This is a genomic window from Streptomyces sp. NPDC030840, assembly GCF_055572015.1.
On record NZ_JBVIEE010000002.1, the window covers coordinates 549079 to 561971 of the forward strand.

General features: G+C 71.6%; 10 protein-coding genes. 2 read left to right on the plus strand and 8 right to left on the minus strand.

What is annotated here, in order from left to right; genetic code table 11:
- Positions 1-4: 4 nt before the first annotated feature.
- A complete protein-coding gene (locus tag ACZ49J_RS06475; protein ID WP_467452091.1) occupies positions 5-1852 on the minus strand; it encodes a family 20 glycosylhydrolase in 1848 nt (615 codons plus the stop codon).
- 250 nt (positions 1853-2102) lie between these two features.
- Here ACZ49J_RS06475 and ACZ49J_RS06480 point away from each other — a divergent pair, with 250 nt between their 5' ends.
- On the plus strand, positions 2103-3449 hold the full coding sequence (locus ACZ49J_RS06480) for an amidase (protein ID WP_467452093.1): 1347 nt from the start codon (positions 2103-2105) through the stop codon (positions 3447-3449).
- A 41-nt stretch (positions 3450-3490) separates the two neighbouring features.
- Here the strand turns inward: ACZ49J_RS06480 and ACZ49J_RS06485 are convergent, their stop codons facing one another.
- The 3 genes from ACZ49J_RS06485 to ACZ49J_RS06495 form a co-directional block, all read right to left on the minus strand.
- Positions 3491-4129, minus strand: a complete 639-nt coding sequence (locus tag ACZ49J_RS06485) for a LysE family translocator (RefSeq protein WP_467452094.1) — start codon at positions 4127-4129, stop codon at positions 3491-3493.
- 76 nt (positions 4130-4205) lie between these two features.
- Positions 4206-4688, minus strand: a complete 483-nt coding sequence (locus tag ACZ49J_RS06490) for a GNAT family N-acetyltransferase (RefSeq protein ID WP_467452095.1) — start codon at positions 4686-4688, stop codon at positions 4206-4208.
- 54 nt (positions 4689-4742) lie between these two features.
- Positions 4743-4919: a hypothetical protein gene (locus tag ACZ49J_RS06495; protein WP_467452097.1), complete on the minus strand. Its 177-nt coding sequence runs from the start codon at positions 4917-4919 to the stop codon at positions 4743-4745.
- Positions 4920-5423: 504 nt separating this feature from the next.
- Here ACZ49J_RS06495 and ACZ49J_RS06500 point away from each other — a divergent pair.
- Positions 5424-6230, plus strand: a complete 807-nt coding sequence (locus tag ACZ49J_RS06500) for an SDR family oxidoreductase (RefSeq protein WP_467452098.1) — start codon at positions 5424-5426, stop codon at positions 6228-6230.
- Between the two features lie 64 nt (positions 6231-6294).
- Here the strand turns inward: ACZ49J_RS06500 and ACZ49J_RS06505 are convergent, their stop codons facing one another.
- From ACZ49J_RS06505 to ACZ49J_RS06520, 4 genes are all read right to left on the minus strand, one after another.
- Positions 6295-7791: an SDR family NAD(P)-dependent oxidoreductase gene (locus ACZ49J_RS06505; RefSeq protein ID WP_467452099.1), complete on the minus strand. Its 1497-nt coding sequence runs from the start codon at positions 7789-7791 to the stop codon at positions 6295-6297.
- A 124-nt stretch (positions 7792-7915) separates the two neighbouring features.
- The gene (locus ACZ49J_RS06510) at positions 7916-9253 is read right to left on the minus strand and encodes a wax ester/triacylglycerol synthase family O-acyltransferase (RefSeq protein WP_467452101.1); all 1338 of its coding nucleotides are present in this window, start codon (positions 9251-9253) and stop codon (positions 7916-7918) included.
- 239 nt (positions 9254-9492) lie between these two features.
- A complete protein-coding gene (locus ACZ49J_RS06515; RefSeq protein ID WP_467452102.1) occupies positions 9493-12120 on the minus strand; it encodes a PA14 domain-containing protein in 2628 nt (875 codons plus the stop codon).
- Positions 12121-12372: 252 nt separating this feature from the next.
- Positions 12373-12885: an SPW repeat protein gene (locus ACZ49J_RS06520; RefSeq protein WP_467452279.1), complete on the minus strand. Its 513-nt coding sequence runs from the start codon at positions 12883-12885 to the stop codon at positions 12373-12375.
- Between the last annotated feature and the right edge of the window lie 8 nt (positions 12886-12893).

The following is a 12893-nucleotide window of genomic DNA, read 5'->3' on the forward strand; positions in this document are numbered from 1 at the left end:
GATCTCAGCGGGCGGTCACCTGCCACACGGTGGGCGTGCGCTGGTCCGGCGGGTACTGGACGAGGCGTCCGCCGTCCGTGACGCGCACGGCCATGCGGGTGATCGCGTTGACGAGCTCGTAGCCTCCGGGGGCGGGCACGGGCACCCAGCGCTGCAGGGTGTTCGAGGCGGCGCAGGTCTCCTCGGCGACGGCGCTTCCCGGTTCCAGCGGCACGTTGAGGGTGAGCTTTCCGTCGCGCGTCTCCAGGCACGTGCCGTTCGTGGCGGACCTCAGGGTCACGTAGCCGTCGGGGGTGCGTGCGACCCGGAGGTCGCGTGTGACACCGCCGCCGCGGAAGGTGTACGTCCCGTCGGCGAGGGGCACGCGGGTCAGGTCCCGCCATCCGGGGGCGTGGCCGACGGCTCGCGCGCGGGCCGTGAACTCGGCGTAGGTGGCGTCCGGGTGGGGCGATCCCCAGGTGGCCTGGGCGAGGTGCCTGAGGGCCGGATCGAGGGAGACGGCGACCTCGTTCTCGGTCTCGCCGCGTCCGTTGTCCGGCCACAGGCTGATCTTCGCGCCGGTGACACCGGTGCGGGAGGTGAGCTTCTCGCCTTCGAAGCCGCGCGGGTCCCAGCTCTGGTCGTACAAACCCTTGGTGTCCGAGTGGAAGCCGCCGCGCACGAGGTAGAGGGAGTACGAGGCGTTCATCAACGGATGGCCCTGCGCGATGAGTTGGCTGGGTTTCACCGCCACGTTGAGCCAGTGCTCGATGGTCGTCCCCGCCGTGACCGGCACGGTGTTGGCGCCGGTGAGCCCGTCGTTCCAGATGCGGAGCTTCTTGCCCTTGCTCGCCGCGTACGCGTGCACGCGGTTGACGAAGTCGATGAACGCGTCCTGAGGTGTGGCGTTCGTACCGTACTTCTGGCGCGCGTACGCCAGAACCTGCGGGTACTTGGCGAAGTCGGAGCCGAGCATGTACTCGTCGGCGCCCATGTGCCAGGAGGCGGCCGGGAAGACCTGGGCGTACTCGTCGATCAGGCTCGTGTAGTAGTCGAAGGCGGCCTGCCGGGTGACGTCGAGCCGGGACGGCTGCTTGACGCCGTCGGAGTCGGTGAGCTGCAGGTCGGGGCGGTTCTCGATCCAGGGGTCCATGTGGCCCGGGGAGTTGATCTCCGGGATGATCTCCACGTGGTACTTCTCGCCGAGGGCGACGAGTCGGCGGATCTCGTACTTGGTGTAGTAGCCCCAGGTGTTGGCCTCGGGGTGGGTGTCGCTCCTCACCTTCAGTTCGAGCAGGAGCTGGTTGAGCTTCTGGTACGCCATGTCGCGCACCAGGTTCTCCAGCCACTCGGTGGAGATGTGGATGTAGCAGGCGCAGACGCCGACGCCGCGTTCCTTGTATTCGGGCACGTCGACGGTGCGTCCGGCGGGCACGCGGTCGCCCTGGTTGAGGAGTTGGAGCAGGGTGCGGGTGCCGTAGAAGGCGCCGGTGTCGGTCCTGCCGGTGATGGACAGGCGGGAGCCCGCGCGGAGTTCGTATCCCTCGGCCCCGAGACGCGCTGCCGAGGGATCGATGTCGACAACGATGTCTCCGGTTCGTGGCGCGACGCCCCGGACGACGGGGACGGCACCGCGGCCCGCCGCGCGCAGATCATCGGACAGGGTGTCCGCGACCTCACGTGACTCCTGATCGCGAGCGACGATGCGGGTACTGCGCGCGAAGGCGTAGCTTCCCTCTCCCGGCGACCAGTTGGTCAGTGCGGGCACCGTGACGGGCGGCGGCCCCGCCTTCTGTGTCTGGGCCGCCGCCGGAACGGCCGCCGCGAGCAGCACCAGCCCGGCCGCGGCACCGACCACTCTGGACCACGCCATACCGCACCACCTCACAGGCAGTTCGCAGTCATCGGATCCCTGATCCTTGGAGTGCGACACGTGTGCTGTCAATGGCACGTCCTCACAGGGAAGTTGAAACTCCCGCCGACAGACGGGGACGGACTCGTCGGATGAGGAACGGACGAACGAGGAACGGACTCTCGACGTAACGCCTCCCACAGGGCACAGTGCTCCTCGTACACGTCGGCTACTGGCGAGTACGCCCACCTCTCACGCACAGGGAGCGCCCGTGACCAGCTGGGTCGGCCGTACCGCCGCCGAGATCGCCGCCGCCGTTCGCGAGAAGCGGATCACGCCCCGGGAGGTGGTGGCGGAGCACCTCGCGCGGATCGAGCTGCTGGACGCCCGCGTGGGGGCGTTCCGTTCGGTGCGGGCGCAGGCGGCCCTGGCCGAGGCGGACGAGGTGGGAAACCGCGCCGACCTGGCCGGCCTCCCCCTCGCGGGCGTCCCCGTGGCCGTCAAGGACAACCTCGCCGTACGGGGCGAGCCGACGCGCGTCGGCAGCGCGGCGACGCCGGACACACCGGCCGGCCACGACCATGTCACGGTGGCCCGCCTGCGTGCCGCGGGCGCCGTGGTCGTGGGCCTGACGAACGTGCCCGAGCTGTGCGTCTTCGGCACGTCGGAGAGCGTCCACGGCATCGCGCGCAACCCGTGGGACACCACGCGCACGGCGGGCGGCTCGTCCGGCGGCAGCGCCGCGGCGGTCGCCGCCGGGATGGTGCCGATCGCGCTCGGCAACGACGGGATGGGCTCGCTGCGCATACCGGCGGCCAACTGCGGTCTGATCACCATCAAGCCGGGCTCCGGCGTCGTCCCGGCGGGCGTCAGCGACGGCGACTGGTTCGGTATGTCCGAGAACGGGCCGCTGGCGACCACGGCCGAGGACGCCCGTCTGATGTTCTCAGTGCTGGCGGACGCCCCGGACGCGGTCCGCCCGGCCGAGCCCGCGACCCGCCGGATCGCGGTGTCCGTGCGCAGCCCGCTGCTCGGCGTCACCGTCAGCCGCCCGTACACGACCGCGGCACGCGAGGCGGCGAAGGTGCTGTCAGGGGCCGGCCACCAGGTGCGCCGCGCCGACCCGCCGTACCCGCTCTGGCTGGGCACGACGTCCCTGGCGCACTGGACGGCGGGCACATCGGTCGACGCCCAGGGGCTCGACGCCCGGCGCCTCGCCCGCCGCACCCGGGTCCACGCGGCCCTGGGCCGCCGCTTCGTCCGGAGCGTGCGCGAGGGCGACCGGCGTGAGCAACTACGCCGCCGTATGGAGCCGTTCTTCGCCGAGCACGACGTCCTGCTCACCCCGACGCTGGCCCGGCGCGGCCCCGCCGCCGCGCCCTGGCACGAGCGCGGCTGGTTGCGCAACGTGCTGGTCAACACCAACTACTCGCCGCTGACGCCACCCTGGAACCTGACCGGCTGGCCGGCGATGTCGGTGCCGTTCGGCACGCTGCCGAGCGGTGCGCCCTGTGCCGTCCAGCTCGTGGGCCGGCCCGGCAGCGAGCTCGATCTCCTCGCCGTGGCGGCCCAGTTGGAGGAACTGCGCCCCTGGCAGCGCACGGCACCCCTGCCCTGACAGCACCGCGGCGCCGAGGGCGCCTGGTGCCGCGACAGGCACTAGTCCTTGCGGCCGGTCGCGGCGACGGTGACGCCGAGGCCGATCATGGTGAGGCCGCCCACTCCGCCGACCAGTGACAGCCGCCCGGGCGAGCGGGCGAACCAGTCCCGCGCGGTGGCCGCGACGAGCCCCCACAGGCTGTCGAAGGTCACCGCGATGGCGTTGAAGACGAGCCCGAGGAACAGCATCTGGAGCACGACGTGCCCTTGGGCGCGGTCCACGAACTGGGGCAGCACGGCGGCGAAGAACACGATGGTCTTGGGGTTGGCCACGCCGACCAGGAACCCCTCCCACAACGTACGGCGGCTGCCGTGGGCCACTCCGTCGGTGTCGAACGCGGCCCGCAGTGAACCCCGCCCGCGCCACGCCTTCACGCCCAGGTACACCAGGTAGGCGGCGCCCATCAGTTTCAGCGCCGTGAAGACGAGCACCGAACGCTCCACGACGGAACCGACGCCCAGCGCGACGGCGATCACCAGGACGTACGCACCGGCCGTGTTGCCCACCACGGTGGTGAGCGCGGCCCGGCGGCCCTGGGCGAGGGCCCGGCCGATCACGAACAGCACACTGGGGCCGGGTATCACGATCAGCAGGAACGACATGGCCGCGAAGGCGAGGAGACGGTCGGTGGGCACCATGGGCTCATGCAAGCACGGCGCCGGCTCCCGCCCCCAGTGGTTTTCCGGCGGCCGGACACGCGACCGGCACCCCGGGTCACAGGGCCCGGTACATGATGTGCAGCCCGACCCGCCCGTGCCGGGGGTGTTCGTAAGCCTCCGGCACGGTGCCGAGCACGGTGAAGCCGAGTGATGTCCACAGCCCCACGGCGGGGTTGGTCTCGACGACGGCGTTGAACACCATGGCCCGATAGCCGTCGGCCTTGGCCGCGGCGAGGACGTGCTCGGCGAGGGCGCGGCCGATGCCACGCCCCGAGTGGTCGGGGTCCACCATGAAACCCGCGTTGGCGACGGCGGCCGCGGGACCGCCGTAGTTGGGCGTGAGGTACGCGGAGCCGACGACGGTCCCGGTGGGGTCCTCGGCGACGTACACGCGCTTGGCGGGCGCCATCCACAGGGCGCGACCGGCTTCTTCGGAGGTGTCCGGATCCCAGGTGTAGGTCTCACCGGCGGCGACGACGCGGTGCCAGAAGGGCCAGATGCGCGGCCAGTCCTCGGCCGTGGCTTCTCTGATCAGCATGGGCGCGAGTCTGGCACGCCCGTGCCGCCGGCGATCGCGATGGTCCTGCCCGAATCAGTCCACGCTGGGGAGGATGTGGGGCTCAGCGAGGTCGTCCTCGTACCCGGCAAGGCGGATCGGGGCGGACCTGGCCCACACGTCGAGACTGCCGAGCTCCTTCTTGGGGCGGCGCCCCGCGCGCTCCGTACGATCCTTGGGGCGTTGATCGCGATTGCTCTTCTCCGGTGTCACCGCGCACTCCTTATGTGTCGGGTCACCCTCGGGACGGGCCGGCTCACCGTTCTTCCGTGCGCTCGGCGCCCGCTGGGGTGTGGTGTGGAAAGGGATCGGACGCGGTGGCGCCTGTCGAGTTGTGGCGAGATCAGCCGTGGTGACCGGCTTGTCCCGGGACGGACTGGGTGTGGGTGGAACCCATATAAGGCTGTCCGTCGGCTACAGAGTACCCATTTGAGCGGATGAGCGCTCGATGGGGCTGAAAACACGAGGTAACTGTCTTGAGTCATTCCGTGTCCGGCCCGCGACGCAGCGGCACAGGCGCCGGTCACGGCACCCCAGTTGACCGCGGCGAGCCGGCGTCCCCCTGATGGACCAACGGCGGGCGCAGCCACGCGCGGAAGAACGGCATCCGGATTCAGCCACGCCCCGCTTGCGCCTTCACGCCGGTCCGCCGGACGTCTTCTGTACGTCTTCGTCATCGCTCTGTGAACTGACGGCCCGTCATGAGACCGTACGCGGATGACGCCACCGCACGGACTCGAGGGCCGGGCCGCGATCGTCACCGGGGCATCGCGCGGGATCGGACTGGCCGTCGCCGAGGCGCTGGTGGCGGCCGGTGCGCGGGTGTGCGTCACGGCGCGTGACGCGGCGGGCGTGGCGCGGGCCGCCGAAAAACTCGGCGGCGTCGGGCTCGCGGGGTCCGTGGCCGACCCGGCGCATCTGCGGGCGGTGACCGGACTGACGCTGCGGGAGTTCGGCCGGATCGACCTCGTCGTCAACAACGCGGGCACGAACGAGCCGTACGGACCGCTCATGCGTGTCGATCCCGACCGCTGGCGCGACGCCTTCGCCGTCAACGTCGAGGCACCCCTGCGGCTGGTCCAGCATGCGTGGCGGGCCTGGATGGGCGAGCATGGTGGCGCCGTGGTCAACGTCTGCACCGAGGGCGCCACCCACGCGGGCCCCCACGTCGGCGCCTACGGCACCAGCAAGGCCGCCCTGCTGCACCTCACCCGGCAGCTCGCCGGCGAGCTGGCACCGGCCGTACGGGTCAACTCCGTCTCACCCGGGCTCGTCCGCACCGACATGGCACGGTTCGTGTGGGAGGGCGCGGAGGAGGAACTCTCGGCGGGGCTCCCGCTGGGCCGGCTCGGCACGCCCGAGGACGTGGCCAGGGCCGTCGTATGGCTGGCCTCGGACGCGGCGGAGTGGGTCACGGGGACCGACCTGCTGGTGGACGGCGGGACCCGGGTCAGGACGGCGCACGCCTCTCCCACGTACGCCGTCCACGACCGCCTGCGGTCGCAGGCACCACGTCACTCGTGACGATGCCCAGCTCTTCTCCGGGCGCCCGGTCTTGTCCGGGCGCCCGGACACGTCAAGGGGGGGCTCACCACTTCCCGGGCGCGTAGTCCTTCAGGAAGACGCCGTACAGGTCCTCGCCCTGCTCACCGCGCACGATCGGGTCGTAGACCCGGGCCGCGCCGTCCACCAGGTCGAGCGGGGCGTGGAAGCCGGCCTCGGCGAGGCGCAGCTTGTCGTAGTGGGGGCGCTCGTCGGTGATCCAGCCGGTGTCGACGGAGGTCATGAGGATGCCGTCGGTCTGGAACATCTCCTGGGCGCTGGTCCGCGTGACCATGTTCATGGCGGCCTTGGCGGCGTTGGTGTTCGGGTGGCCGGCGCCCTTGTAGCCGCGGCCGAAGACGCCCTCCATCGCCGAGACGTTCACGACGTAGGCGCGCTTGCTGGGCGCCTTGCGCGCGGCCTCGGCCATCGCCTGGCGCAGCTTGCTGATCAGGATGAACGGCGACGTGTAGTTGCACAGCTGGGTCTCGAGGAGCTCCACCGGGGAGATCTGCTCGATGGTCTGCACCCAGGTGTTGGAGTCGACCACGTCCGGGACCAGCCCGCCCGCGTCGATGGCGGTGCCGTCCAGGTGGCGGGCCACGCTGGCGTTGCCCGCGACCAGGGCGAGGTCGGCGACCTTCTGCGCGTCGAGGCCGCTGGTGCCGACGGGCAGCGCGGCCAGGCCGTCGACCGCGCCGGAGTTGAAGGCGCCGATGACGTGGTGGGCGGGCAGTTCCCCGGCGGGCAGCGGGGCACTCTCGCCCTCGACCAGGGCGGCGTACGCGGAGGGCAGCCGCCGTACGGTCTGGGTCGCGTTGTTGACGAGGATGTCGAGCGGGCCCGCCTCGGCGACCTGGTCGGCGAGGGCCACGGCCTGGGCCGGGTCGCGCAGGTCGATGCCGACGACCTCCAGGCGGTGCAGCCAGTCGCCGGAGTCGTCCATGGCCTTGAAGCGGCGGATGGCGTCCTTCGGGAAGCGCGTGGTGACCGTGGTGTGGGCGCCGTCGCGCAGCAGCCGCAGCGCGATGTACATGCCGATCTTGGCGCGGCCGCCGGTGAGCAGGGCGCGCTTGCCGGTGAGGTCGGCGCGGGCGTCGCGCTTGGCGCGGTTCGTGCGCGCGCAGTCCGGACAGAGCTGGTGGTAGAAGTAGTCGACCTCGACGAACCGGGTCTTGCAGGTGTAGCAGGAGCGCGGGCGCTGGAGTATCCCCGCGATCCGGCCCTCCTCGGTGTTCGACGAGGGCAGCAGTCCCTCCGTCTCGTCGTCGATGCGCTGGGCCGAGCCGGTGGCGGTGGCCTCGGTGACCGCCTTGTCGTGGGCGGTCTTGGCGGCCCTGCGCTCCTGGCGGCGGCGCTGCTTTACCGTGCGGTAGATGCCCGCGGTGGCCCGGCGCACGGCGATCGCGTCCGGGTGGTCGATCTCCAGCTTGTCGAGCTCCTCCAGCACGCTGAGGCAGACCGCCAGCCGCTCCGGGTCGATGCCGGGGCCGTACGACGGCACCTCGTCCGTGGTCGCCGGGCCGTCCTGTGTCACCGTCATCGCCGCTGCCGCTTCCTGGTCACCCGTCGCGGCGCTCCTTCCGCGCTCGCTGTCGAACGCGGAATTGTACGGAGCGCCGGGCCGGGTGGCCAAACCCGATCCCGTCACCGGCGGCGGGGGCCGGTCACGGAGCGCACGCGTCGAGCAGGGTCTCCACCTCCGCGGAGACGGACTCGGCGAACCGGTCGAGGTCGGGTACGGCCTCGGCGTCGGCGACGAGCCCGTAGTGGACGCGTCCGCGGTAGGTCGAGATCGCCACCGCCAGGGACTGGCCGCGGGCCAGCGGCGCGAAGGGGTAGACCTCGCTGAGCGCGTGCCCGCCGAGCCTCAGGCCGAGGCCGGGCAGCGGCACGCTGGTGACGAGGATGTCGAACCAGAGCCGGGCCGCCTGGCTGACCAGCGGTCCGCCGAGCCGGTGGGCGAGCGGCGGCACGTGGTCGGCGAGCAGCGCGACGGCGCCCGCGCCCCGGTTGGGGCCGGCGTCCTTGTTGCGGTCCATGGCGTTACGGACCGTGGCGAGGCGGCCGAGTGGCTCGGGCTCGTCGACGGGGAGCCGTATCAGGTAGCCCGAGAGCCGGTTGCCCTGTGGGTGCGCGGTACGCGGGCGGCGCTTGGAGACGGGGATCAGGGCGCGGGGCGCCACGCCCTCACTGCCGTCCCCGCGCCCGTCCAGCCAGCGGCGCAGGGCGCCCGCGACGATCGCGATCAGGACGTCGTTGACGGTGCCGCCGACCGCCTTGCGCACGGTGTGCACCTCGTCGAGGTCCAGCACCACACCGGCGGTGCGGCGGGTGCCGCTGGGCCGGGAGGTGAGCGCGGGGCAGGGGCGCAGGTCCAGCGTGGAGCGGGCGACGGAGGCGCCGATGTCGAGGGCGCGGCCCACGTCGGAGAGCGCGCCGCGCACGAGCCCCGGCAGTCGGCGCACGTCGGGCAGCAGGCCGCGCGGGGGCTCGACGGGCCGGGGGCGTGGCGCGGGCATGTCCGTCGGGTCCAGGACGGCGGCGGCGAGCGTCAGGGCGCGCAGGCCGTCGGCCAGGGCGTGGTGGAACTTGAAGAGCACCGCGAAGGAGGTGCCGTCCTCGCCGGGCAGCACGTGGGCCTCCCACGGGGGCCGCTCGCGCTCCAGCGGGCGCTCCATGAGGCCGCCGGCCACCGCGTGGAAGTCCGCGGTCGGCGCGTGCAGCCTGACGTGGTCGAGGGGGTCGAAGTCCGGGGCGGGCTCGCGGACGGCGCCCCCGAAGGCGGTCGGGAAGGAGGGCACCAGCGGGCGCCACACGTCCCGGATCCGCATGCGCAGCCCGGGCACGGCGGCGGCGCGGGCCGCGAGCAGGTCGGCCGCGTGGACGCCGGCGGTGGGCGAGTGGGCCGCGAAGACCCCGAGGGCACCGAGGTGCATCGGGTGCTCGGCGGACTCGATGTTCCAGAACGCCAGGTCGAGTGGTGCGAGCAGGTCAGAAGTCAATGGCTTGCCTCGCGTCGACGAAGTGTGGGAAACCAGCAGTCAATCGTCGGCAAGCGATTACGGTCAAGTACGATCAGGCTACACACAGTTAACAGCAGATTAAGTCCCGCCCCTCCGAAAGGGGCGGGACTCATGAGGCACCTGTGGTCATGTAGGCAGGAGGGGCATCACCCTTGCAAACACCTCCCACCCGTTCGGGTGCGGGCCGTCCGTGACGGCCCGAGCCCCGCCGTCGGCCGTCACGGTGCCGGGCATCCCGCGGGAGCCGCCTGGGACGCGTCGCGGATCAGGGCCTCGTGTGCCGCCCTCAGCCGCCCGGCGTCCGGCTTCATGACCGCGCGGTCATAGGTCAGGAATCCGTTCAACTCGCCCTCGACATCGGTGATCTGGGTGTAGACGGCGCCGTTGCTGCCCCGGCAGACCAGCGCGCGCACCTCGTCGAGCTTCTTCAGGTAGTCGTCGGTGTACGTCGCCGGATCGACGTCGACGTAGGACTGCTGGACCGACCAGGCGTGCCCGGGCACCGCGAGGCCCAGGCCGCCGTACTCACCGCTGACCAGTGCCCGTTCCCCGTCGGGGCGGGGCGGGAGCGCCGGGCTCGGGTAGCCGTGCTCGTCCATGATGTCGCCGGTGCCGCCGTCGGCCCCGAGGTTGAGGCCCGACTGGCCGTTGACCAGCCGTGTCGGGTCCCAGGACTTGGCCTGCTCGGCGACGCGGCCCACGTCGTACTGGCCCCAGCCCTCGTTGAAGGTGACCCACATGACGACCGACGGGCTGCTGATGTGCTCGTCGATCATCTCCTTCATCTCGCGCTCGTACGCGGCGCGGGCCGCGGCTCCCGGGTTCACCCCCGCGGTCATCGCGGGCATGTCCTGCCAGACCAGCAGGCCCAGCTTGTCGGCCCAGTAGAACCAGCGGTCGGGCTCGACCTTGATGTGTTTGCGCACGGCGTTGAAGCCGAGCTTCTTGTGCGCCTTCAGGTCGTACGCGAGCGCCTCGTCGGTCGGGGCGGTGTGCAGGCCGTCGGGCCAGAAGCCCTGGTCGAGCGTGGCCATCATGAAGACGGGTTCGCCGTTGAGCAGGGTGCGCGGGGTGCCGTTCACCTTCTGGACGGAGACGGAGCGCATCCCGAAGTAGCTGCCGACGCGGTCGGCGCCCACGCTCACCTTCAGGTCGTAGAGGAACGGGTCGTCGGGCGACCACAGGTGCGGGTCGCGGATGGTCAGGGTCAGCGGAGCGCCGGTGCGGCCGCTCGCCGTGGCGACCCTGCGCCCGCGGTCGTACGCCGTCGCCGTGATCCGTACGCCGTCGCGTACGCCCTTGGCCTCGACGGTGAGCCGGCCGCTCGCCGCGTCCGGGACCAGCTTGAGCGAGTCGGCGTGGTCGGGCGCGACCGGCTCCATCCACACCGTCTGCCAGATGCCGGACGACGGCGTGTACCAGATGCCGCTCGGGTCCAGGCGCTGCTTGCCCAGCGGCGGGTTCTCCCCGTTCGCGGCGTCGGTCGGGTCGTACACGCCGACGATGAGTTCCTGGGCCCGGCCGGGCTTCAGCGCGTCGGTGATGTCGGCGCCGAACTTGTCGTAGCCGCCCTCATGCTCGGCGACCCTGGTGCCGTTGACGTACACCTCGGACCGCCAGTCGACACCGCCGAAGTTCAGCCGCAGCCGTTTGCCGGAGCCGATGCGCCAGTCGCGGGGGACGGTGAAGGTGCGGCGGTACCACATGCGGTCCTCGTGCCGCTGGATGCCGGAGAGCTGGGACTCCACGGGGTACGGCACGAGGATGCGCTCCCCCAGGGTCCTGCCGACGGGCGGGCGCTCGCCCGCCTCGGCCGGTGCGAACTGCCAGCGGCCGTTGAGGTTCCGCCAGGCGTCGCGCGTCAGCTGGGGCCGGGGGTACTCGGGGAGGACGGCGTCGCCGGGACCGACCTCGTCGGCCCAGCGGGTGCGCAGTTCGTACGTGGAGCGGTTGGGGCCGCTGCTCCAGAACTCCCTGACAACGTTGCCGTCGGCTCCGGTGAGGCCACCCCGGCCGTCGTAGTGGAGGTCGGTGGCGCCGCGTGCCGTGCCGGTCTTGTTGCCGACGACGGGTTCCTTCAGGGCGACGAGCAGGGCCTTCGGGTCGGCGGGGTCGGGCTTCGCCGTGCCGAGGGGCCACGTGGCGCCGCCGATCACCGCGGTGAGGTGGCCGGTGAAGGAGGCCGGGGGCGCGGCGAGGGCCTGTGCGAAGTCCAGCTTCAGGGTGCGGCCGTCGCTCAGGACCGTGGCCGCGACCGCGCCGTCGTAGTCGAAGCCGTCGGGCAGGCGGAACGCGGACTGCGGGACGGGCTGCTTGGCGGCGCCCGGCCGGGTCCAGCGCAGATGGAAGTTGGAGCCGCCGTAGTGCTCGAAGTACTCGACCTTGATGTCGTAGGCCTTGCCGGCGGTCAACTCGATCGGCTGGGCGGTCTGTTCGCGGTCCCAGTCGTCGACCCAGTGGTCGATGGCGATCTTTCCGTCGATCCAGAGCCGGAAGCCGTTGTCCGCGATGACCGAGAAGGTGTGGGCTCCGGTCTTCTCCGGCACGATCTTTCCGGTCCAGCGGACGCTGACGTCGTCCGACCGGCCGGCGGAGGCGGCCAGGCGCGGCTCAAGGTTGTCGAAGTCGAGGTTCTGCTCGAAACGGGTGGCCTTCAGCTCGTGGAAGTCGAAGACGCCCGGGGCGGACTGCGTGTAGTACTCGCCTTTCAGGCCGTGGACCTCCACGGGGTCTTGGTCGGCGGCGGTCGCGGCCGGGGCGGCGGTGAGTCCCGTGATGCCGAGGGCGACCGCGAGGAGTAACACCAGTGGTAACGCGAGTCGGTCTCTGAGTCGTCTGATGCGCACGGATTCCCCTTGGGTGAGGACGGGTGGCGGCTCGGTGCTCAGTTCTCAGCGGTACAACGTTGTCACGAACGGCAATGGGCATGACAGCACGGATCGCGCTTGCCGTCCAGATCCGTACCGCTCGGCGTGAGAGGTTCGCGGATGGCTACCGGAAGACGCGTCGGCGCGGAACGCGGGCGTGCTGCGCCGCGTGCCGCGCCGACCCCGGTGTCCCGCCGGGGCTCTCCCCCGCAGGGCAGCGGTTGCTGGAGTTCAGGAACCGGCGCCTCCTTCGTAGCGCCCGGCCCGCTCGTCCTCGTAACGCCCGGCTCGCTCGCCCTCGTACGGCGCGGCCCGCTGACCGCGCGAGCTGCGCGCGCTCAGCGTCGCGGCGATGGTGGCGGCGATGGCCAGCACAAGGGCGATCACGCCCACGAGGACGTTGTTGACGACCGTCTTCGTGGTGTCGACGTTCGCCGAGATCACCCACGGCGAAATGATCGTCCACAGGCCGAGTGCGCAGCTGGCCCACGCCATGCTGTGCGTCCGGTGGTAAGCCCGCCCGAAGCCGCCGCTCATGAGCAGCGCGTAGGCGATCCCTACGATCAGGTTGTTGGTGGTCAGGGTCGGGAAGGTGACGAACCCGACGACCCAGGGCGAGATGGCGAGGTACACACCCGTGAGCAGGGCCAGCGTTTCGATGGCCTGCCCAGCCATGGTGGTCGTGGCGCGCTCCGCCTTCTCGTGACGACTTCGCATTTCGAGGATGTCGGGATGGGTTTCCATCGACGACC